At 37.9% G+C, this 22847-nt stretch carries 20 protein-coding genes (1 of these 20 cut by a window edge); 10 read left to right on the top strand and 10 right to left on the bottom strand.

All coding sequences use genetic code 11. From position 1 onward, the window contains the following. Window positions 1-269 precede the first annotated feature (269 nt). The gene (locus V4P54_RS04245) at window positions 270-626 is read left to right on the top strand and encodes a hypothetical protein (RefSeq protein WP_455476803.1); all 357 of its coding nucleotides are present in this window, start codon (window positions 270-272) and stop codon (window positions 624-626) included. A 398-nt stretch (window positions 627-1024) separates the two neighbouring features. Here V4P54_RS04245 and V4P54_RS04240 read toward each other — a convergent pair whose 3' ends face one another. Continuing rightward, entirely contained in the window at window positions 1025-2359 is a 1335-nt protein-coding gene (locus V4P54_RS04240; protein WP_455477684.1) for an NAD(P)H-dependent oxidoreductase, read from the bottom strand. Window positions 2360-2532: 173 nt separating this feature from the next. On the opposite strand from V4P54_RS04240, the gene V4P54_RS04235 reads away from it, so the two are divergent. Continuing rightward, window positions 2533-3012: a MaoC family dehydratase gene (locus tag V4P54_RS04235; protein ID WP_455476802.1), complete on the top strand. Its 480-nt coding sequence runs from the start codon at window positions 2533-2535 to the stop codon at window positions 3010-3012. A 6-nt stretch (window positions 3013-3018) separates the two neighbouring features. Here V4P54_RS04235 and V4P54_RS04230 read toward each other — a convergent pair whose 3' ends face one another. Genes V4P54_RS04230 through V4P54_RS04220 form a run of 3 tightly spaced genes read right to left on the bottom strand, consistent with a single transcriptional unit; the run spans window position 3019 to window position 5530 of the window. Continuing rightward, window positions 3019-3678: a methionine ABC transporter permease gene (locus V4P54_RS04230; protein WP_455476801.1), complete on the bottom strand. Its 660-nt coding sequence runs from the start codon at window positions 3676-3678 to the stop codon at window positions 3019-3021. Further along, entirely contained in the window at window positions 3671-4705 is a 1035-nt protein-coding gene (locus V4P54_RS04225; RefSeq protein ID WP_455476800.1) for a methionine ABC transporter ATP-binding protein, read from the bottom strand. The genes V4P54_RS04230 and V4P54_RS04225 overlap by 8 nt, the downstream gene beginning before the upstream one ends. A 6-nt stretch (window positions 4706-4711) precedes the next feature. Continuing rightward, a complete protein-coding gene (locus V4P54_RS04220) occupies window positions 4712-5530 on the bottom strand; it encodes a MetQ/NlpA family ABC transporter substrate-binding protein (RefSeq protein ID WP_455476799.1) in 819 nt (272 codons plus the stop codon). 421 nt (window positions 5531-5951) lie between these two features. Between V4P54_RS04220 and V4P54_RS04215 the strand changes: the two genes are divergently transcribed. Next, window positions 5952-6578, top strand: coding sequence for an SH3 domain-containing protein (locus V4P54_RS04215; protein ID WP_455476798.1), 627 nt, complete (start codon window positions 5952-5954; stop codon window positions 6576-6578). A gap of 87 nt (window positions 6579-6665) precedes the next feature. On the opposite strand, the gene V4P54_RS04210 is transcribed toward V4P54_RS04215, so the two are convergent. The 3 genes from V4P54_RS04210 to V4P54_RS04200 form a co-directional block, all read right to left on the bottom strand. After that, the gene (locus V4P54_RS04210) at window positions 6666-7697 is read right to left on the bottom strand and encodes an aspartate-semialdehyde dehydrogenase (RefSeq protein ID WP_455476797.1); all 1032 of its coding nucleotides are present in this window, start codon (window positions 7695-7697) and stop codon (window positions 6666-6668) included. 291 nt (window positions 7698-7988) lie between these two features. Further along, complete coding sequence (locus tag V4P54_RS04205) at window positions 7989-8204, bottom strand: Trm112 family protein (RefSeq protein ID WP_455476796.1); 216 nt, start codon at window positions 8202-8204, stop codon at window positions 7989-7991. A 13-nt stretch (window positions 8205-8217) separates the two neighbouring features. Then, window positions 8218-8880, bottom strand: a complete 663-nt coding sequence (locus tag V4P54_RS04200; protein WP_455476795.1) for an LON peptidase substrate-binding domain-containing protein — start codon at window positions 8878-8880, stop codon at window positions 8218-8220. A 679-nt stretch (window positions 8881-9559) separates the two neighbouring features. Between V4P54_RS04200 and gcvT the strand changes: the two genes are divergently transcribed. From gcvT to gcvP, 3 genes are read left to right on the top strand one after another with little or no spacing between them, the layout of a single operon-like run. Beyond that, entirely contained in the window at window positions 9560-10678 is a 1119-nt protein-coding gene (gcvT, locus tag V4P54_RS04195) for a glycine cleavage system aminomethyltransferase GcvT (RefSeq protein ID WP_455476794.1), read from the top strand. Window positions 10679-10683: 5 nt separating this feature from the next. After that, entirely contained in the window at window positions 10684-11052 is a 369-nt protein-coding gene (gene gcvH / locus V4P54_RS04190) for a glycine cleavage system protein GcvH (protein ID WP_455476793.1), read from the top strand. Between the two features lie 5 nt (window positions 11053-11057). Further along, window positions 11058-13853 (top strand): aminomethyl-transferring glycine dehydrogenase, encoded by a 2796-nt coding sequence (gcvP, locus tag V4P54_RS04185; protein ID WP_455477683.1) that lies wholly within the window; start codon window positions 11058-11060, stop codon window positions 13851-13853. 69 nt (window positions 13854-13922) lie between these two features. On the opposite strand, the gene alr is transcribed toward gcvP, so the two are convergent. Further along, window positions 13923-15044, bottom strand: coding sequence for an alanine racemase (alr, locus tag V4P54_RS04180; protein ID WP_455476792.1), 1122 nt, complete (start codon window positions 15042-15044; stop codon window positions 13923-13925). Between the two features lie 720 nt (window positions 15045-15764). Between alr and V4P54_RS04175 the strand changes: the two genes are divergently transcribed. From V4P54_RS04175 to V4P54_RS04160, 4 genes are all read left to right on the top strand, one after another. After that, complete coding sequence (locus V4P54_RS04175) at window positions 15765-16595, top strand: ferredoxin--NADP reductase (RefSeq protein WP_455476791.1); 831 nt, start codon at window positions 15765-15767, stop codon at window positions 16593-16595. 445 nt (window positions 16596-17040) lie between these two features. Beyond that, window positions 17041-17958, top strand: coding sequence for an oxygen-dependent tRNA uridine(34) hydroxylase TrhO (gene trhO / locus V4P54_RS04170; RefSeq protein ID WP_455476790.1), 918 nt, complete (start codon window positions 17041-17043; stop codon window positions 17956-17958). Between the two features lie 618 nt (window positions 17959-18576). Then, window positions 18577-19710, top strand: a complete 1134-nt coding sequence (locus tag V4P54_RS04165; protein WP_455476789.1) for a type III PLP-dependent enzyme — start codon at window positions 18577-18579, stop codon at window positions 19708-19710. A 40-nt stretch (window positions 19711-19750) separates the two neighbouring features. After that, window positions 19751-20335 (top strand): GNAT family N-acetyltransferase, encoded by a 585-nt coding sequence (locus V4P54_RS04160; protein WP_455476788.1) that lies wholly within the window; start codon window positions 19751-19753, stop codon window positions 20333-20335. A 152-nt stretch (window positions 20336-20487) separates the two neighbouring features. Here V4P54_RS04160 and V4P54_RS04155 read toward each other — a convergent pair whose 3' ends face one another. Together V4P54_RS04155 and V4P54_RS04150 are read right to left on the bottom strand one after the other, a co-directional pair. After that, entirely contained in the window at window positions 20488-22059 is a 1572-nt protein-coding gene (locus V4P54_RS04155; RefSeq protein ID WP_455476787.1) for a DHA2 family efflux MFS transporter permease subunit, read from the bottom strand. A 17-nt stretch (window positions 22060-22076) separates the two neighbouring features. Then, window positions 22077-22847 carry the 3' portion of an HlyD family secretion protein gene (locus tag V4P54_RS04150; RefSeq protein ID WP_455476786.1) on the bottom strand. Its footprint extends 330 nt past the window's final position, so only the last 771 of its 1101 coding nucleotides appear in the window; the start codon falls outside the window, past its right edge; its stop codon occupies window positions 22077-22079.

The following is a 22847-nucleotide window of genomic DNA, read 5'->3' as shown; positions in this document are numbered from 1 at the left end:
AAGAACATTTTGTATTAATAATGGATGAGATATAATCTAAATTTATTTAATTGAAATAAATATAACTGAAGAACTTCTCAATTTTCTAACGGTAGCGTATCGTATTTTCAATAATTTAAAAATTAAATATGTATAAGATTTTTAAATTATGTCTTTTTTGTGTCTTTACATTAAATACGTAATGAATTAATTTATATCAAATTGTATCTTTATTATGTGTTAATGCTTTTTCACTTTTTTAGTGAAGAAAAATAGGAGTAACAAAAGATATGTTTAAAATATTTAGGAATAATGCGTATTTGTATGCTTTTGCAGTATTTTTTATTTGTTTTGCAAGTACTTTAAAATGTAATGCAGGCGTTATAAAAGATCGATTTCAGTATGGAGAGAATACTATTATAGCAAAGGGCAATACAGATATTAATAAAATAGATATGGCTGTTATTTATGATACTGGGGAACAGGATGAATTTTCTTTTGGGAAAGTTGAAAAAGTATCAATTTTATTTTCGGCAATCTGGGGTGGTTTTGGCATAATTTCGTTATTAGTTTCTTTGGCTTCTGGTAATCCAGTTGGCACTATGGTATCCATTGCATCTTTATTTGTTGACGCTTTTATAAGTTAACTTGTTTTTGTGGTAGGTTTTGCTGGTTTTTTATTATTTTTTAATAAATATCTTGAGTGATTCATATTAGCTAAAATGGAGGGGAATTTTAGCTATCATTATTGAAGTAAACGTGAAAGATCACTTGATATGTATTGGTAAAAATTAAGGAATATTTTCTTTATTTTGTTTTTATATTGAACTGGTTCATAAATTTTATATTTAATCTAGTTGAAGTTGTTTTTCATACATATGTCAATTACCTTATTTACTTATTATAAAAGTATATTTTTATATTTTATAACAAGATATTTGAAAAAGTGAGATACTGTTATCAAAGAAAACTTTAATCTATGTATTTAACGGATGAGTTTGTATTGAAACCTTAGTCTATCACTGTAGGAAAAGATTAAATTTCTTTAATTAGCAGGAGAGGGAGGGTAATTCAGTAAAAGGTCTTGCTCGGATCGAAGTCGTGCAATCCATTGGTTTTCTCGAATAGTAGTATTATTCCACGTGATGAGTTCATTTTTTTTAATTTCAGCTGTTACTGTCGCTTTTTCCAAAAGACCGCAAGGAATTGCTTGGTGAGCGCGGGCTTCTGCTATGTTCATGATCCAAGCACGATAACTGTACAAGCCTATAAAATCTAGTTGATCGCCAGGACGTAAATTTTTCTTAGCTACGGCACAAACTTCTGCCACAGGATGATTAAGTGGTACCATGTCTTTTTGGCCATAAAGAATAACACGTGCACAGGTTAGTGGTACCTCCATTGCTGTTAAATGGTAAGGGCGGTGAAAGGTGAAATAGGGTCCTTGACCAATTTTTAAATCTTCCATACGCTCGCGTAAACGTGGGTGTGTTACTTCTGCAATTACAAAAACACCAGGGGCGATTCCATGACCTGTTGAATAGTCTACAACACCACTTTTTTTTAAAATACCACCATCCTGTTCTGGGATAAGTATTTTGCTTAAATCTTTGAGTTCTGCTTGTGGCCCGTGCATTCCTGGGCAATCGGGAAGAAGTCCTGTTGCATTGGCGATTGCAGCCATTTCAACCATTGTTTTCGATCCATCAATAAATTCGACTAACATGCGGACATTCATGTTGCGTTTCGATGCTTCTTCTTCATAAGAGTCTGGTGTAGCATCAAAAATGAGAGAGTTATTTTTTCCTTTACCAGCTGCAATAATTTTGTGTCCAAGAGCTGAAACAAATTCTATGAGTTCCATGCAAGCGCTTGGTTCATCTCCAGCTCCTAGTGTATAAATAAGACCGTGTTTTTCTGCTTTATGTTTTAGGTAGGCACCAATAGTAACATCTGTTTCAACATTCATTGTGACAAGATGTTTGTTGTTTTCAATTGTCTTAAAGCCAATCTCTGCGCCGACTTCAGGGTAGCCTGTTGCGTCAACGATAATGTCAATTTGTTCATGGTGTAAAACAACATCAATATCATCTGTAGCTGCAATTAAATTTTTTTCAATAGCTTGGGTTAAGGCATGTGTATTTTCAACTTTGCGCACATGGCCATCTTCACCATAGGCCAATGTGGCAGCGTCAAAGACGCGGGATGGTGTTCGGGTTGCAACGGCTGCAACTGTTATGCCGTCTATATGTGCAACGCTTGACAGTAAATCTGTTCCCATTTCACCGCAGCCGATAAGTCCAATACGGATTGGTTTATTGATTTCTGCACGCTGTTTTAAATCGTGCGCTAAACCTGTTAGGTTTACATTGCTTGCCATCATTTTTTCCTATTTGAAAATTACGTTACCAATGAGGTACGTTCCTATTCATATTTATAAGATGCATTTACTTCTAAAATTATTAATCATTTATTGTTGATGCTCTAATCAATGGGTTTTATAAAAGCAAGAGGGCGCGTGCGTTTTTATAAATGTAAAACAGGAATGGTGTTATGCAGCGAAAAATAGCAATACAGGATATAACAAACTTCATTGGGAAAGAAGTAGGTTTGTCACAGTGGCGCCTTGTTACACAGGACATGATTAACCAGTTTGCACATGCAACAGATGATCATCAATGGATTCATGTGGATGAGGAAAAAGCAAAAGAAACACCTTTTGGCGGTACTATTGCTCACGGTTTCTTAACTTTATCCCTGTTGTCTACGCTTGCTTATGAGGCTCTTCCAAAGCTTGAGGGTATAACAATGGGAATCAATTATGGCTTTGACAAAGTGCGATTTATGAGTCCTGTAAAAACAGGGACGCGAGTACGTGCTCGTTTTATCCTTCATAATGCTGAGATACGTTCTTTGGGCAGAGTGATTTTTCATTATGGATCTACGTTAGAAATTGAGCAATTAAAAAAACCAGCTCTCATTGCTCAGTGGCTTATTATTGCTGTGGTTGAAGAAACAAAATCTAATTCTTAATTTATCTTAAGATTTTGTTTTATTAAATTTTTGCACAATTTTGGTGGAAGTCCATTGCACTGTGACGTTGAGAACGATCAAAAGGATGATCACTATCGTCATAACAAAAGTATTATAACGCTGGTAGCCGTAGCGGATCGCCATATCTCCCAAACCACCTCCTCCAAGATAGCCAGCAAGTGAAGTTGCACTTATAAGAGAAATGATCATGATTGTAAAACCCGTTATTAAGCTCGGTAATGCCTCGGGAATAAGAACATATCTGATAATTTGAAAATGGTTTGCTCCCATGGAACGAACAGCTTCAATTAGATTATTGTCAACTGTTTTAAAAGAAAGTTCTGCCATTCGTGCGTAAAATGGAATAGCTGAAATGGTTAACACAAAAATTACTGAAGAAATTCCTACGCCGCTTCCTATGACTATACGGGTAATAGGTAAGAGATAAAATGCGAGAATGATAAAAGGGATGGCACGAATGCTGTCAGTGATGATGCTCAGGGGATAATTGATAATTCGTGATGCAAAAGGTCCTTCATATGCAGTTGTGTAGAGCAATAGTCCGAGTGGAAGTCCGACAACAAGTGCTATAAAAGAAGAGCTAATTGTCATCAGTAATGTATCAAAAATGGCCTTAGCGAGTTCATAAGAAAGAATATTAAACATATCCTAAGACCTCGCAATATTGACCCTTTTCTGTTAACCATTCGATAGCTTTTTTTAAAGCCGCTTCATCTTGTCTGGGAAGGCTCAGGAAAAGGCGCCCAATGGTTTCACCTTGGACTGTATCAATTCCACCATGCAGAATGCGTGCTCTCAAACCCGTTTCATCTTCAAGAAGATGCAGAAAGGGTTGTTGAGTAATTGCACCAGCAATATTGATCTCAATGACGGCTTCTTGACCTGATTGTTTTAATTTTTTTGTAATTTTTTTCGGAAGTTGTGGAGTTACAAGTTTGAGCATAGAAATGGTTGTTTCCTCTTGCGGTGATGTAAAAATATCTTTCACGCATCCTTCTTCTACGATGCGGCCTTTATCGAGGACAACAATGCGGTGTGCGATAGCGCGTACAACTTCCATTTCGTGGGTAATAAGAACGATGGTAAGATTTAGATGATTATTAATATCGGCAAGAAGTTCCAGAATAGATTGTGTTGTTTCAGGATCAAGGGCTGATGTAGCTTCATCTGATAACAGTATTTTAGGATTAGCGGCTAGAGCGCGTGCAATACCTACGCGCTGCTTTTGTCCGCCTGAGAGTTCCGCAGGATAATGTTGTTCTTGTCCACATAATCCTACTAATTCAATCAATTCAAGGGCGCGTTTACGACGTTGTTTTTTGTCTATCCCAGCTAGTTTAAGTGGTAATTCAATGTTATCAATAACCTTTTGTGATGATAAAAGATTAAAATGTTGGAATATCATACCAATACGTTGACGATAGGGCTCCCATTCTGCTTCTGATAAATTTGAAATATTCACACCTTCAAAAAAAATTGAACCCTCATCAATGTGCTTTAATCCATTTAAACAGCGTATAAGTGTGGATTTTCCGGCTCCACTTCGACCTATTACGCCAAGAATTTCTCCCGCATGGATATCAAGAGATAAGTGGTCTATTGCTGGAGTATCTGCTCTTTTTTTAAAACGGCAGCTGACGTTTCTTAAAGAAATAAGAGCGGAATTTTTCATTTGTGACTACCAAGATGTTTTGGCTGCGGAGCCAAAAATTTCTTTAATTTTCATGCGAACGGGTTCACTGTTGTAAGCAGCAACTAATTTTTTTACCCACAGTTTATCTTTATCATCTGTACGTACTACAATAACATTATTATAAGGATTATTTTCTGCTTTTTCCCATGCAATGGCATTTTTCTGTAAATTTAAACCTGTTGTTAGCGCCCAGTTTGTATTGACAATTACAATATCAAAATCATCAATTGCACGTCCTAAAATTCCTGCATCCATTTCTCGAATTTTCAGATTTTTAGGATTTTCAATAACGTCAAACGGAGACGCTAGAATATTCTGAGGATCTTTTAGCTTGATGAGACCTAAAGAATGAAGAAGCAGTAAAGCTCTTCCTCCATTGGATGGGTCGTTTGGGATACCAACACTAGCTTTGTTCGGAATATTGTTTATGTCTTTTATTTTGTGTGAATAGATTCCAATTGGGGTGATAAAAGTATATCCAGCAATTGAAAGTTTATAATTATGCAGTGTTCTCTGATTATTGAGATAGGGCGTATGTTGAAAAGCATTTGCATCGATATCTCCTGCATGAACTGCATCATTGGGCAAAGTATAGTCTGAAAAGTAAATAAGTTTAATATTTAAACCATCCTTTTTTGCTTGTTCAACAGCAACTTTCCAGATAGATGCTTCTTCTCCTTCCATAACGCCAAGTTTGATATTTGATTTATCTGTTGCCATGGAAAAGGAGGAAAATAAAAAAAATACAAAGAAAGAAACCAGTAGCTTGATGGTATTACTTTGGAATAATTTCTTTAGTATCATGTCTGCTTTTTTCTTTTTTAAGAATTTTTTCGAGGAGTACCTGAGATACTTTGTGTCGATCCAGAGGATGCTGAAGATATAAGAGCGTAGCAAAACATTCAATCATTTTTATTCAAAAAAATATTATTTCCATAATTTGGATGGAACAAATGGCAATTTCAAAGCTTTTAAAAGTGACGATTAGCTGAGCCAGTAGGTGATTATCTTCACATCTTTAAAAGTGTTGTGTCTTGTTGGATTACATTGCAATCAAGAGAATGAGTTGTGCGTATAAAGTGGTAGGGGATGAAGTAAAGTAATTTTTCTTGATATGTGGTTGGTTTTTAAAAAGAGATTGATTGATCACTACTTTAATGCAACATGGCAAAATTTTGCAAAGGTGAATATTTTGCTCTTAATACTATGGGGAGGAGAAGAGATAATGTTTAAAAGGAATTTGTTATCAGCTACAATGATTTTATTTTCCTTTGTGGGAATAGGGATTGGAATATCAGAGTCTGCTGTGTTGGCTGGAACGGTTGCTCATATAGCCTTAGGGAATGCGATTTTACGTGCAGGTCCAGATAAAACTTATGGAGTTATAACAATTGTTCCAACTGGAGCAAAAGTGCAAATTAATGGATGTTTATCTGATAAAGATTGGTGCTCACTTCGCTATAGTGGAAGAGATGGTTGGGTATCTGCGCGCTATTTGAATGTCGATAATGTTCCAACAATTTCTGTTGAACTTGGGAACATGAAGAAAAATCCTGTGATGAAAACACGTAAAAGAAGAATAGATCAAGTTGCTTCCGATTTTAAAATGATTACAGTGCCTAAAAAAAAGCTGCAGCGTATGCAACAACAGCGCAGAATAGACATTATTCTTGATTCCACAGGTGTAAAAAAAAGGGATGAACGAACAATTTTGAATCCATCACCAAATGCACATAGCATATCTGTGAAGCATGTCACTGCTTATAATCCCTTGTTTCCTGAGAATGTCAATTTTAGAAATACTGAACGCAATGAGACACGTTATCGTGTTATAACATATCCTTCACCATAAAAATAAAAAAATCCGCTTTTATTTGTAGTGAGAGAGAAGAAGAATGGCAGCATGAGGTGCTTTTGTACTTTACGCTGCCACTATCGTTCAGTTTTTTGATTTAGGGGTTATTAAATTATGAGAAATAAGTAATTCGGCAATTTGAACTGCGTTCAATGCTGCTCCCTTCCTCAAATTATCAGCAACAACCCAGAAAGCTAAACCATTTTCAACTGTGATATCTTCACGAACACGGCTGATAAAGGCATTATCTTCTCCGGTGCATTCACAGGGAGTTATATAGCCGCCATCTTCACGCTTATCTATAAGCTGACATCCAGATGCATTACGAAAAAGGGCTTGTGCGTCCTTGGCACTTAGTGGTTTTTCAAATTCAACATGAACAGCTTCAGCATGACCAATAAAGACAGGAACTCGAACAGCTGTGGCTGTTAATTTAATTTTTGGATCAAGAATTTTTTTTGTTTCAGCTACCATTTTCCATTCTTCTTTTGTGTAGCCATCTTCCATGAAAACATCGATATGGGGAATGATATTAAAGGCGATGCGTTTGGTGAACTTTTTTGATGCGATAGGATCTGCTACAAAGACTGCTCTTGACTGTTCAAATAACTCATCCATCCCTTCTTTACCAGCACCAGAAACCGATTGATATGTAGACACAACGACGCGTTTAATAATTGCTACCTCATGGAGAGGTTTTAAAGCTAAAACAAGCTGAATTGTCGAACAATTTGGGTTTGCTATAATATTTCGTTTGGAAAACTCACTAATGGCTTTTGAATTTACTTCGGGTACAATTAAAGGAATATTTGTATCATAACGCCAAGTGGATGAGTTATCTATTACAATACAACCAGAAGCACCAATTTTAGGGGCATATTCTTTAGAAATAGCTCCCCCCGCGGACATGAGGCACAGGTCTGTATCAGAAAAATCGTATGTATCAAGTGCTTTTACTTTTAAGGTTTTATCACCATAAGACACTTCCTGCCCTAATGAGCGTCGTGATGCTAATGGGATAACTTCATGAGCGGGAAAGCTACGTTCTTCCAGAATTGTTAGCATTTCACGACCAACACTTCCAGTTGCGCCAACAACTGCAACTTTAAAATTCATTTTTCCACACTCCTACTCCTCTCCGTTTCTTTTTTCCTGAGCCATACCTAGGAGAGGATGAGTTTGCTGAGGAATATGTAATCATATTGTTGGTTTCAATAATCCAACTTCTATTATGCCCACTACAGTCTAGACCACTATAAACGGGTTTATTTTGATACGCCGTTCTCCTTTAAGTCTTCAGAATTGAGAAAGATAAAATAGTGTATGCCAAACTGTATAAACGGATTTTCAACAGCGCTCCAAACTAATGAATCGCTTATCCTCTGTCAATTGTTGGCTTTGAGAAATTTAAATTTTGCAGCGATTATATTTTTCTTTTTCATCGTGCTGTAAAGGGCGAGCTTCTGAGGCAAGCATAATAGGAACGCCACTACGAATAGGATAAGCAAGCCTTGCTTTCAGTGAAATTAACTCTTGCGTTTCTCTGTTTAAAGAAAGTGTTCCCCTTGTAATTGGGCAAATGAGCAATTCAAGCATTTTAGGATCTGTCGTCATATTTTTCATATTTTGAATGCTGTTAATTCAGGTGATAATGTGTTCCTGTTTGTTTCATAAGTGAGCGTTCGGTTAAGGCAAGAAGGGTTTGTGCACGGCTTCCGATATCTGGAGCTTCCAGTAAAGCTTGCTTTTCTTCTGGAGTAAAAGGGATAAGTGCTGAAAAAGCATTTACCAGTATGGGAGTAGGGGTTTGGATGATACTGTTCCAGTTATACTCTATTTCATGGATAGTAAGATATTTTTCAACGATGCTTAACAAATTGTCTCGATTAATACTTTCTGAAATATCCGGTTCTTGAAGATCTTTTGTGTTGAGTTGGATGACAGCAACACGATAAGACTTCGTGTTTGCTAATTCTTGTTCTAAGGTAAAACGGCAGACCCCTTGCAATACAATAAAAAGTCGCCCATTTCCTGTCTCATTGTAATTTGTTATGCGACCTATACAGCCTATTCTGTGCAGTTGTGTGGACAGACAATCCGTATTAGACGGAAGTGGTTGAATGATTCCTAATAGACGGTTAGATACCATGACATCTTCAACCATTTCTAGAGCTTCTGGTTCAAAAATATTCAGTGACAAAAAACCACCTGGGAGTAGGAGCGCACCTTCTAGGGGAAAGAGGGCGATTTGCTTTGGTAGATCACTTTCACAATTATAATGGATATTGCCAGCTTTCATGAGTGTTTTGTAACCTTTATTTGTGAGATCTCGTATGTAAAAAATCGCAATACACGATGCTTTATTGTAATAAAGAACAAACTGATTGCACGTTAAATTACACCTACTTAAACGCAAATACTCAATGTTAGAAGATGTTAAATCTGACGATTATTTCCAATTTCTCTTCGGAGGAAATCACCTCTTATTTTTCTTATTTTAAGAAATTTTATACTTTTAGTCCACGAAATTTTACATTGTTATCAAGCAATATTTTTGTTCATAGTTTTTATTATTTCTTCATTTTCTTAAATTAAGCGTGATCATTCGATTTATGCATGGTGTTCTTAAGAGAGTCAAACATTATAAGGTTTTTAAGTCATCCCATGCAAGTCTAAAATAGGGTGTTCCGGTTATTTTGCTGATAGACAGTGTGAAAAAGATGGTTTATAAGCTGGGGCATGCTGGAAAGAAATTTTTATTTCTTTCATTTTTTTTGCGGGAGAGTGCAGATTGCAAGTTTTCGTGCCTGTTACCAAAGGGGAAAGTAGTCCGTAATCTTTCAGGTAGGAGGAAGAAGGCAGATCTGGAAAGTTGGGAGGTTTTGCGCCAAGGGTGTTAAGCGAATCTCTCAGGTTTGTGACAAGAGGGAGCAGAAACGATCACAGCGTGTGGGAGTTTGTGCGGCTTTGGAGATATTATGGGCACATTACAGAAAATTGAAACGTCTTCTCTTAGAACACTTCCTTTACATAAATTGCATGAAAACGCTGAAGCAAGGTTTGGTGCTTTTGCTGGTTGGCAGATGCCTTTGACTTATCCTCTTGGGGTTTTAAAAGAGCATCTCCATACGCGTGCTCATGCGGGTCTTTTTGATATTTCTCATATGAAATTGATTGCCATTGAGGGTAGGGAAGCAGCTGAGTTTTTATCATATGCTCTTCCTGTTGATGCAGTTTTTTTGGAGAATGGTCGGTCGCGGTATAACTATTTGCTTGATGAGAATGCAGGCATTATTGACGATCTTATTCTTACGCGTTTAGCAGAGTGTCGTTTTATGCTTGTCGCTAATGCTGGGAATGCGCAAAATGATCTTGCTGAACTTGAGAAACGTGCTATCGGTTTTCAGTGTCAAGTGATTGCCCTTGATAGGGTATTGCTTGCTCTTCAAGGTCCTGAAGCTGCAGCTGTTCTTGGTAATGCTGGATTGCCTGGTAATGAGCTATTGTTTATGCAAGGATTTGAACCGGAAAAAGATTGGTTTGTAACGCGTTCTGGCTATACGGGAGAAGACGGTTTTGAAATTGCTCTTCCGGAAGATCAAGCATACTCATTGGCTGAAAAATTGCTGCAGGATGCTCGTGTTGAGTGGATTGGTCTTGCAGCGCGCGATAGCCTTCGATTGGAAGCAGGATTGTGTTTGCATGGTAATGATATTACAATTGATACTACGCCTATTGATGCTGCATTAGCGTGGGCTGTTCCTAAAAATGTTCGAGAAAAAGCGCAATTTTACGGGGCAAAAGCTTTCCTTGAAGCGCTTGAAAGAGGACCTTCTCGCTGTCGTGTTGGTTTAAAACCACAAACGCGACAGCCTGTTCGTGCTGGTGCGGTGCTTTTAGATGACAAAGACAACCAGATCGGGGTAGTAACGTCAGGTGGTTTTGGTCCTTCTTTTGATGGTCCTATAGCGATGGGTTATGTTCCTATTGGTTGGAGACATGAAGGAACGGAAGTATTCACTAAATTGCGGGGCAAAAGGATTACGCTGTCTGTCCATGTACTTCCTTTTGTTGAACAGCATTATTTTAAAGGATAATTTGTATGTCTAAAATTTATTTTACGCAGGATCATGAATGGCTTAGCGTTGAAGGACAAGTGGTTACTGTTGGTATTACTAATTACGCTCAAGAGCAGTTGGGTGATTTAGTTTTTGTTGATCTCCCGCAAAGTGGAATCCAACTTTCCAAGGGGGATTCTGCTGCTGTTGTAGAGTCAGTAAAAGCAGCCTCAGATGTTTATTCTCCTATTACTGGTGAAGTTGTTGAGGTGAATGATGTGTTGGCAAACAATCCTGGATTGGTGAATCAGAAAGCAGAAAAAGAAGGTTGGCTGTGGAAAATGAAGTTGCAGGATGAGATGCAGCTTGAAGAGCTATTGGATGAGGCTGCTTACAAGGCACTAATTGGATGAGTGTTATGCAAGAACGTTGTTTTTTTTCTCGGCATATTGGGAGCCGTCCCGATGAAATACAAAAAATGCTTAATGTTTTGTCTCTTGATTCAGTTGAAGACTTGATTTCACAAGCTGTTCCACAGTCTATTTGTTCAGGGAAAGTATTTGATTTACCAAAAGGAGCCAGCGAAGGGCAAGCATTGGCAGAGTTATCTAAGATGATGGAGCGAAATTATGTGCGTAAAAGCTTTATCGGACAAGGTTATCATGGCACGTGTGTTCCTCCTGTTATTTTGCGGAATCTCTTCGAAAATCCAGCTTGGTATACTGCTTATACGCCTTATCAAGCAGAGATCAGTCAAGGTCGTTTAGAGCTTTTGTTTTATTTTCAGACATTAGTTAGTGAACTAACTGGTTTGCCTGTTGCTGCTGCTTCTCTTCTTGATGAGGCAACAGCTTTGGCTGAAGCGAATTCAGTGGCAGTACGTTTTTCTCGTGAGAAAAAAACAAAAATTTCTGTTCAAAGCTCTTTGCATCCACAGACTTTGAGTGTTGCCAAAACACGTGCCGAAACCCAAGGAATTTACATTAGCGAAAATAGTGAAATTTGTTCCGATACGGCTGCGATTGTTTTATCTTGGCCAGATACAAAAGGTTTTTTTGACGATTATACTGAAATCATTAAGTCTGCAAAAGAGAAAGGAGTGCTGGTGATTGTTATTGCAGATCCTTTAGCGCTTACTCTTATGGAGCCTCCAGCGAAATGGGGAGCTGATATTGTTGTTGGTTCTATGCAGCGTTATGGGGTTCCGATGGGGTTTGGTGGTCCTCATGCTGGCTATCTTGCTGTAAGTGATGCTTTAACACGCCTTATTCCAGGACGTATTGTTGGTCAATCGGTTGATACAAAGGGGCGTATTGGTTTTCGTTTAGCATTGCAGACACGTGAACAGCATATTCGGCGTGATAAAGCGACTTCAAACATTTGTACTGCACAAGCTTTGTTGGCAAATATGGCAACAGCTTATGCTGTTTGGCATGGTCCACAAGGCTTACAGGAAATTGCTCAGCGGATTCACCATTTAACATGTCGTTTTGTTGGTGGTTTAGAGGAAGTTGGATTTCGTTGTGAAGGAAGGTATTTTTTTGATTGTATCAGTGTTTTTGTTGAGGGAAGAGCGCGAGAGCTTGCTCAACAAGCGAAAATGGGTGGACGCCTTGTGCGTGTTTTCGATGATGACCGTATTGTGATCAATTTTGATGAATTATCAACAGAAGAAGATGCTCACGCCTTGGCACAGCTTTTTGGTGCACAATTAATTGATCAAGCTTCTTCGCGACTTTTTGGTAAAGGGCGTACGGATTCTTTCCTTTCACAGCCATTTTTTAATATGGTTTCTTCAGAGACGAGTATGATGCGCTTTTTACGCCGTTTATCGGATAAAGATCTAGCATTAGATCGGGCAATGATTCCACTTGGTTCTTGTACAATGAAGCTTAATGCGGCATCTGAATTGATGCCCGTGAGTTGGCCTACGGTGGCTAATATACATCCCTTTGTTTCCAAAGAGGATGCAATAGGTTATCAGGAAATGATTGATCAGTTAAATGCGTGGTTATGTGAAATTACAGGGTTTGCGCAAATTTCTTTTCAACCAAACTCTGGTGCTCAGGGTGAGTATGCTGGACTTTTGGCGATTCGTAGATACTATCAATCACGTGGGGAGCACCAACGTATGCTTTGTCTTATTCCTGCGTCGGCGCATGGAACTAATCCGGCTTCGGCTCATATGGCAGGTATGGATGTTGTTGTGGTGAAATGCTTAAGTGATGGTGATGTTGATGTTGATGATCTTAGAACAAAAGCGCAGTTGCATAGGGATCGCTTGGCTGCTTTAATGATTACTTATCCTTCAACTCATGGTGTTTACGAGGAAAGCATTAAGGATATTTGTTCTATTATCCATGAGAATGGAGGGCAAGTTTATTTTGATGGAGCTAACCTAAATGCACTTGTTGGGCTTGCTCGTCCAGCGGATATTGGAGCAGATGTTTGTCATATGAACCTTCATAAGACATTTGCAATCCCCCACGGTGGTGGAGGGCCTGGTGTTGGGCCAATTGGGGTTGCTGAGCATTTAAAGCCATTTTTGCCTGGTCATGAGCAAGATGGGACAACGCATGCTGTTTCAGCAGCTCCTTATGGAAGTGCATCCATTCTCGTTATTACGTGGATGTATATTCGTATGATGGGTGCTGAAGGTTTGAAATATGCAACACAAATAGCAATTTTAAATGCTAACTATGTTGCTGCGCGTCTTTCACAGGCTTACTCCATTCTTTATCGGGGTAAACAGGGTCGTGTTGCACATGAGTGTATTGTGGATACGCGTGTTTTAAAGGAGCGGTATGGGATTAGTGTTGATGACATTGCAAAACGTTTAATTGATTATGGATTTCATGCTCCGACGATGTCATTTCCTGTTCCTGGAACTTTAATGATTGAACCAACTGAATCAGAGCAAAAAGCAGAGATTGATCGTTTTTGCGATGCTTTGTTGTCAATTGCAGAGGAAGCTCAAAAAGTTGGTGCGGGTGTTTGGCCAAAAGAAGACAATCCATTAGTGAATGCTCCGCATACACTTGCAGATACTATAGATGATGCTTGGGCACGACCTTATTCAAGGCAGGAGGCAGCGTTTCCTCATTGTTCTATTGATCCGGTAAGTAAATACTGGCCTCCTGTTTCGCGCATTGATAATGTTGCAGGAGATCGGATGCTCATTTGTTCTTGTCCACCGTTAGAAGAGGTGTATTAGGTTTATTTTTATATTGACAGAAAAAACCACACAAAATGTATGTTTTTTTGAACCATTTATTTGATAGTTTCAAATATAAACACGTTTACAGCGAGAGCCCAGAGAAACAAGAATTTCGTGAGGAATTGTGTTGGCATCAGCAGATATTTTTTCGATGGTTTGGTGTGTTCCAATAAGTTCTATCCAATCGTCTCTTTTAGGTTTTTTACATGTAAGGTTGGTGGCATCAGCAATGATTGTATCCATAGAAATTCGTCCAACAATTGGTAATTTTTGTCCGTTAAAATAAACGGAACCCTTATTAGAAAGAGAGCGCAGCAAACCATCTGCATAACCAACGGAAATAGTGATAAGGGTGCTTGGTTTACGTGTGATAAAACTTCCTCCGTAACCGACAGGTATTTCTGCATCAACATGGCGGCTTTGGATGATTTGTGCTTCAAGTTTTAGAACAGGTTTGAGAGGTGTCTGATTTTTTCCGTGTGGATCAATACCGTAAAGTGCAATACCTGGACGAACGAGGTCAAAATAAAAATCTTGACCAAGGAAAATGCCTCCAGAATTGGCAAGTGAGGCTTTACATACAGGTAGTTGTGTAAGTATGGTTTTCAGTGTATCTAATTGAGCAGAATTAGACGAATGTGTGGCGTTATCTCCGTTAGCAAGGTGACTGATAATATATTTAATTTCCGCTTTTTTAAAAATAGATGGTTGTTTGATAAGTTGTTGTAATTCTTTTTTGTCAAGTCCTAATCGGTTCATGCTTGTATCGATGTGAACGATTGCTGGAAATTTTTTATTACTTTTTTGACAAAGTTTTTCCCAGCTTTTGATTGCGTTCCAAGAATTAAGGACAGGAACAATACCAGATTGAGCCACAAATTCTTCCGCAGCTTGTGGGATGCCGTTTAGGAGAGCAAGTGTAGCACTCGATGGTAGCATATTTTTTAGTTGAAGTGCTTCTCCAATTTGAGCTACAAAAAACGTGCGGCAACCAGCTTGGTAAAGTGCAGGGGCAATTTTATCAATACCAAGTCCGTAGGCATTTGCTTTTACAACTGCTGAACATTCTGTTGGGAAGACATGTCGCGCTAGAGTTTTATAATTATAGACAATTGCACTCACATCGATGGTTGCTATAGCTGTGTAAGGAAGTAATGTGCTTTTTTTGTCGTTCATTAATTTGTTCATTTTGAAATTCTATTTGTGTCTGTAGGATACGAAATTTTCTTTAGTTTTGCATATACGATTTTTATGATATGCAAATATTATTTATTATTTTTAAAATTAAAATTATGCATAATTTATACTGAGTTGTTTTCGATGAATGCAATTTTTTGATGTAGGCTGCTTATTTTGAATACAATCCATAGCCATTCTGTCCTCCATTTATGTTGTTGAAAGTGTATTCGTTGCGGGCAATTGGTTTCGTATGAGTTTTTTACTCATTTGCGACTGTTTAAAAAATGAGGGCTAATTTACGATATATCGTTTTTAATGACGCTATCAAAAAAATGTTATAGTTAGTAACAATAAAGTATATTATTCCTTCTACTTTATATTTTTTATGTAAAGAAATAAGATTTGAAGAAGAGGAAGATTGTCATTATCGTTTGAAAAATTGTCGTTGATCAATCGTGCAAAATTGACGAGCAGTGTAGAATGGTAGGGAACATACGCTATTGATTATTGTTTATGTTGTTGGTTGTGGTTTAACGCTGAAGAGATACTCAACTTAATTTATTATACAATGATTTTTAATTTTGATAATATGAGGTGCTTTCATTTTTGTGCCAAAATGTTAATCTTTTGTTTACATTATGAGAAAAGGATTGGTAGATTGTTATGCAGGTATTATATCTCTTTCCAAGTTTGAAATTCAATGTTCATTGAAGGTACGAGGAAGATTTTATGAGCATGTCTTCTACCCATCTTCAGTTAAATACAAGCAGTATTGTATCGAATTTTTCTATTCCTGAAAATGTGTTTGCTCTTACTGTTCAGGAAGTTTGCCATTATACGGATCATTTATTTAAGTTTCGTTTGAGTCGTCCAGATAATTTTCGTTTTCGTTCTGGTGAGTTTGTTATGATTGGTTTGCCAAACGCAGAAAAGCCAGTTTATCGCGCCTACTCAATCGCAAGTCCATTTTGGGATGAACAACTTGAATTTTTTTCCATCAAAGTTTCAGGTGGATTGTTAACTGAGCACCTACAGAGAATCAAAATTGGTGATATAGTTTTAATGCGTAAAAAATCTACAGGGACACTTGTTCTTGATGCCCTTGTGCCTGGAAAGCGTATTTATCTTCTTTCAACTGGTACAGGAGTTGCTCCCTTTGCAAGTCTTATCCGCGATCCTGAAACTTATGAGAAATTTTCAGAAGTTGTGCTTATTCAAACAACTCGTGAGTTAAATGAACTTACCTATGCGAAAGAGATTGTTTCTTCCCTACAGAGTGATCCGCTGATTGGTGAGTACGCGAAACAGTTAAGATTTTATCCCATGACTACCCAAGAGCCTTCTGAAAATATGGGTCGCATTACTTATGTTATGGAAAATGGTACTTTTTTTGAAAAGACTGGTTTACCGAAAATTCATCCTGAAGAAGATCGTGTAATGATTTGTGGTTCCATGGCTATGCTGAAGGATTGCGCAAAAATGTGTGAGACTTTTGGCCTTGTTGAAGGCGCAAATAATGCACCAGCTACTTATGTTGTGGAACGTGCTTTCGTGGGGTGAGAAAGATATTTTCTCTATGGGTTCATAATATCCAACTGTCCAGTTCCTTTGGAGCTTTATAGTTTCTAGGCTTCTTCAAAACAGGATATGTTGGTGAATGAAGATTGTTGAGAAGCTTTGTTAAATAATTAAAGTACGAATTATTTTTACTTAGTGCGTTAATTTATTCATTGATTGTGATAATTCTGAATAACAGAAGGGAAAATAGTTGGCTTTTATCGAAGCGATTAATTTGTTTAATTAGTTGAATTTGTGATGAATTTTTTCTGTGCGACCAATTTTCTTATTGTGACATTATTAGGATTTTTTTTATTTTAGATAGATTTTAAAGTTTTTATTACTTTAATTACCTTAACTGCATTTTTATTCGGTACAACGCAGAAAAGAGTAAATGAGAAAATGAATAGGTCTTGAAATTAGGTGCGACGCGCGTTATGGCAAGGCTATGGAAAAAAAATTTAAAGTTGTTGCTATTTATTGTTTTGCAGATTTAAAGCATTATCGTCAATTGCAGAAGCCTTTGCTGGATTTATGTCAGGCGCAGGATATTAAAGGAACCCTCCTTTTAGCAAGAGAAGGAATCAATGGGACTGTTGCTGGTTCTTGTTTTGCTGTTGAGGCATTGGTGAATTTTATTACAGCTATTCCGGTATTCCAAATGCCAGAAATTAAGTATTCTTGGGCGTCAAAAATGCCTTTTCATCGCTTGAAGGTACGGTTGAAGAAAGAAATTGTCACAATGGGGGTTGAAGGTATTGATCCGCTGAAGGTTGTTGGTACTTATGTGAATCCTGAAGACTGGAATGCTCTTATTCAAGATGAAGAAACTATTTTAATCGATACACGTAACGATTATGAATATGCAATTGGGAGTTTTCAAGGGGCGGTTGATCCTTGTATTAAGACGTTTCGTGAATTTCCTACATGGATTGCGGAGCATGAAGCTGATTTGAAAAAGAAAAAGAAAATTGCTATGTTTTGCACAGGTGGTATTCGATGCGAAAAGTCAACGGCTTATGTGCGTTCACTTGGTTATGAGGAAGTGTACCATTTAAAAGGTGGCATTCTTAAATATTTAGAAACTGTTCCAAAAGAAGAAAGTTTATGGCAGGGCGAGTGCTTTGTTTTTGATGAACGTGTTTCTGTTGGGCACGGTCTTGAGGAGTGTAGTCGCGAATTATGTCGTGCTTGTCGAGCTCCTCTTAATTCTGAAAGCAAATTATCGCCTCATTACGAGGAAGGTGTTTCGTGTAATTCTTGTTATAATGTGCGGAGTGAAATTGATCGGCAACGTTTTCGAGAACGTCATAGGCAGTTTCAATTATTAAAATTACGTGCGTTTGATTCTCATCAAGAACAGTAAGATAGTAGTATTTTAATAATTGAAGATTTCACACTTTTCTTCTTTTTGAAGATTTAAGAGTGTCTAACCATGTGGAGGAATTTTATTCTCACACGTTTTTGTATTGTGCCATACTGAAAAGTTTAAAAAAAATTACCGTAGTATAAAAAAAATATTGCAATAAAGAAAAATTGGTCTTATATGCAAACCTGCCCAAAGTCGCACGTGCCTGTGGGTGTCCGCTGGTTCTCAAATGGTGAGATTAACCGGTACGGTACCTGGAACTAACCGCTCCAGTCATTCTTACGGCCGATCGAAAGAATGAGGACATCTTGAAGCAACGACGGTGCGGGCCTTTCTGGTGTCTTCCAGCTGAGTAAGTGCTGGGATAACTATAGAGGCACACCTCATTGCCTTCAGTGCGGAAGTGGTTTTCTCAACTCCAATCAAAAAGGCAGACAAAGCGGAGCAATGCGGTTTTCGCGCTGTTCTTTCATTGCATGTGATACTGATTTTCCTGATTATTGAAATGATTGAGGTAAAATTTGTTGTTGTATGTGTGTTTTGTCCTTTGTCTATAGGCAAGCATATTGTCTAGGCATTAGAGTGGGGGAGTTATTCCCCGAGGGAGAATTGCAAATGGCAACGCAACGTATTCGCGATTTCCTGGCAACACATCGTTCTGAAGGTCCATGCTTGATTGTTGATCTTGATGTTGTGCGTGAAAATTATTTAAATTTCGAAAAATCTCTTCCACAATCTCGTATTTTTTACGCAATAAAAGCAAATCCAGCACCTGAAATTTTGAATTTGCTTGTCTCTCTAGGGTCTTCTTTTGATGCAGCTTCTGTTGCGGAGGTTGAAATGGCTTTAAAAGCAGGGGCAACACCTGATCGTATTTCTTTTGGGAATACTATTAAGAAAGAACGTGATATTGCTCGTGTATATGAGTTTGGTATTTCTCTTTATGCAGTTGATTGTATTGAAGAAGTGGAAAAGGTTGCTCGTGCTGCTCCTGGAGCTCGCGTTTTTTGTCGAGTTCTTACGGATGGAAAAGGAGCTGAGTGGCCTTTATCACGTAAGTTTGGTTGTGTTCCAGCCATGGCAGTTGATGTATTGCGTCGAGCTCATCAATTGGGGTTGCAAGCTTATGGTATCTCTTTCCATGTAGGATCTCAGCAGACAGATTTTGGTGCATGGGATCGTGCTTTATCAGATGCAGCTATGGTTTTTAGGAATTTGGAGCAAGAAGGAATTTTATTGAAATTGGTTAATATGGGAGGTGGTTTTTCAACGCGTTATTTAAAGGATGTTCCCACGGCGCAAGCATATGGTACAGCTATTTTTGATTCATTGAAAAAGTATTTTGGCAATCGTATTCCTGAAACAATCATTGAACCAGGTCGTGGGATGGTTGGGAATGCTGGTGTTATTCGTACAGAAGTTGTCCTTATATCCAAAAAAGCAAGTAGTGATAATGTTCGGTGGGTTTATCTTGATGTTGGAAAATTTAACGGTCTTACAGAAACTATGGATGAAGCTATACGCTATCCTATCGAGACACCCTATGATGATAAAACAATGGAGCCTTGTATTTTGGCTGGGCCAACGTGTGATTCTGCGGATGTTCTTTACGAGAGAACACCCTACCTATTGCCTTTATCTTTGACGGTTGGAGATGAGCTATTAATTCATGGAACTGGTGCTTATACGGCAACTTACGCATCTGTTGCATTTAATGGTTTTGAGCCTCTAAGGTCTTATGTAATTTGAGTCTTTGTGGTAGCATGGGTTTGATAGGGCAGGTGATAAGATGAAAGCGATTGATTTTCAAACAAAAGATGGTGCATTTTTTACCCTTACATCTGAGCAAGAAGCAGATAAGCTTTCTCGAGAACATTTGCTAGATTTATCTTTAGGGAGATGGCGTAAGCGCAAATCATCAGAAATTTTGCGTCGTGGTCGATTGCCTGCGGATGAGCTTTCTTTTGTTGTTAAAAATGCTCTTGGTGAGCTTGTTGGTAGTGTGCGTCTTTGGCATGTCCAATTTCATAAAGGGAAAAATGGAATACAGCGTGCTTTGCTTTTAGGTCCTTTGGCTGTTTCAGAAGAATATTCTGGTATGGGTATTGGAACATTTCTTGTAAAACATGCAATTGAAACAGCAAAAGAACTTGGACATGGAGCTATTCTGCTTGTTGGTGATTCTGAATTTTATCAGCGTTTTGGTTTTTCTAGTAGCCTGACAAAAAAATTGGCAATGCCCGGCCCTTATGAGATACATCGCTTTCAGGCGTTGGAGCTGATTCATGGATATCTTTCATCATGTTATGGAATTTTGGTTCCGAGTGGAAAGTTCCAAAATTTGGATTCTTTTCAACGTCATAGAGTGGCTTAAAGAGGCTATTTATTGATATTTTTTTGATAACAATAATTTCTATATGTTAAGTTCTGTTATCTGCTAAATAATATACCACCTTTGTTAATTTACTGAAATTGCAAATAATTTTATTGCATTTTAAGTGATTGTGATAGTTGTATATGTATTTTTTAGTTTTTGCGAGGAAGATTTATGTTTGGTGGTATTTTTTTGAGAAAAATTGACAAACAAGTTAAGATACTGAAAATAACAGTTAATATAAAAAAGATGTCGCTGAATGCCATGACCGCTGCCTGCGCATGAACCATGTTGAAAAGTTGTAATAAGGCAAAAGAATGTGGATCAGAGGTAGAAGAATTGAAATGCATGGTAAGATTTGAAAGAAAATCAGTTGCTTGTTTATTTCCAAAGTGAATTGTTTCAGCTATTCGATCATAATGAAAGTCGGTGCGTTGCATTATAAGAGTGCTTATAATGGCGAGGCCAACGGCACCACCAAGATTACGGGTTAGATTAAAAATTCCAGAGGCATTTTTCATTTGTTCTGGTGATAATGATCTGAAAGCAATATTGTTAATGGGAATTATACAAAACATGGCAGAAACTCCACGAAAAATTTGAGGCCAAAGCAGTTCTGCAAAACTCCAATCGCTTGTAATAGTTGTGGAGAGATGCGTTCCGCAGGCAAATCCAGTGAGTCCTATCGCGATCATAAAACGTGCATCAATTCGTGCTGAAAGGAATCCAGCAATAGGAGCGGTAAGAAACATAGCTAAACCTGAAATAAACAGAGTTTCTCCAATCATGAGTGCATCATAATGGCGGATTTGGCTTAAGTAGACAGGATAGAGGTAAGTAAGGCCATAGAGCCCGATTCCAAGCGTGAAAGAAAAAATGGCCGAAATTGAAAAGTTGCTATTAGCAAAAGCAGAAAGATCAACAATGGGTTCTTTTATGGTCAAAACACGCCAAAAAAATAGACATGCAGATAGTATCATTATGATGAAAAGGTTAAAAATACGATTATCATGGAACCAGTCATGACGTGCTCCTTCTTCTAAGATGTATTCTAGAGATCCCAAAAAAAACACCATGTAGATTAGACCTAACCAATCAAATTTATTTATCAGCGAATAATCAGGTTTATCAAAATTAATTAATTTCCAAGTTATAATTGAGATCACAATTCCAAAAGGGGCATTTATAAGAAAGAGCCAGTGCCATGATAATGCATGGCTAATATAGCCTCCAAATGTTGGTCCGATTGTGGGAGCCAACGTTGCAACTAGTCCCACGATAGGTGCAACAATAGATTGTTTAGAAGGTGGAAAAAGTGTATAAGCGGCGACAAAGACACTCGGAATAATTCCTCCACCGATGAAACCTTGGAGTGTACGATACACAATCATTTGCTCAATAGACGTTGCGGTTGCACAAAGGATAGATGTTACTGTAAATCCAGCTGCTGACAGGCTGAAAAAAATTCGTGTTGAAAGCAAACGTCCTAAAAAACCTGAAAGAGGTAGCATAATGACTTCTGCAATGAGGTAAGATGTTTGAACCCATGCAATTTCGTCAGAACTAGCTGATAGACCTGATTGAATTTCAGCCAAAGATGAAGATACGATTTGGATATCTAAAATAGCCATAAACATGCCAAAAGCCATGGCAATGAAAGCAATAATTTTTCGCATCTCCACGGGTTCTTCGGTATAGGCAGATGCAGTTATTGGGCTTTTCATGGTAGGTATTAGCGCCTTTATTCTGAGAGAGCTTTATTGTCTGATTTTTTACGCGTATCAATTTTTACAAAAACGCTCATTCCTGCTTTGATTTGTCCACTTTTTAGTGCATCTTCAGGGATGGAAATTCGGATAGGAATACGCTGGGTAATTTTGGTAAAGTTCCCTGTAGCGTTTTGTGGTGGTAAAAGAGAAAAAATAGATCCTGTTGCAGGGGAAACAGAAAGTACTTTACCTTTTAAAACAACATCTTCAAAGGCATCTATGGAAATATAAGCTGTTTGCCCATTTTGGATATTTTGTAATTGAGTTTCTTTATAATTTGCTTCGATGTACAGCGTATGGATTGGAACTAATGCAGCAAGACGCTGGCCATTAACAACAAAATCTCCGGTTTTTGCTGTTAAATTTCCGATAATTCCATCAAATGGAGCATGTAAGACTGTTGAATCAAGATCACGCTTTGCTTTATTACGGTTGAGTTCGAGTATTTTAGTTTGACTTTCCACTTCGTTTCGTTGTGCTTCTAATACTTGAATGTTGGCACGTGCTGCGGCTATTTGTGCATTAGCACGATTGACATTAGCTATGGCTTGTTCGTAAGCTGATTTAGTTTTGTCAACATCGGACTGGGAAGCGTAGCGATTAGCTTTAAGTTTTGTAGTGCGTTGCAGGGTAAGTTGTGCATTCGTTGCTATGGCTGAGGCGGCATTTTTCTGTGCCTGAGCATCATCTAAAGCACTATGAGCGGCTATAATTTGTGCATCAATTCGTTTAAGGGTTTTTTT

The sequence above is a fragment of the Bartonella sp. B41 genome (assembly GCF_053795765.1).
Note: the sequence above shows the minus strand (reverse complement) of the source record. Positions and strands in the feature narration are given on the sequence as shown.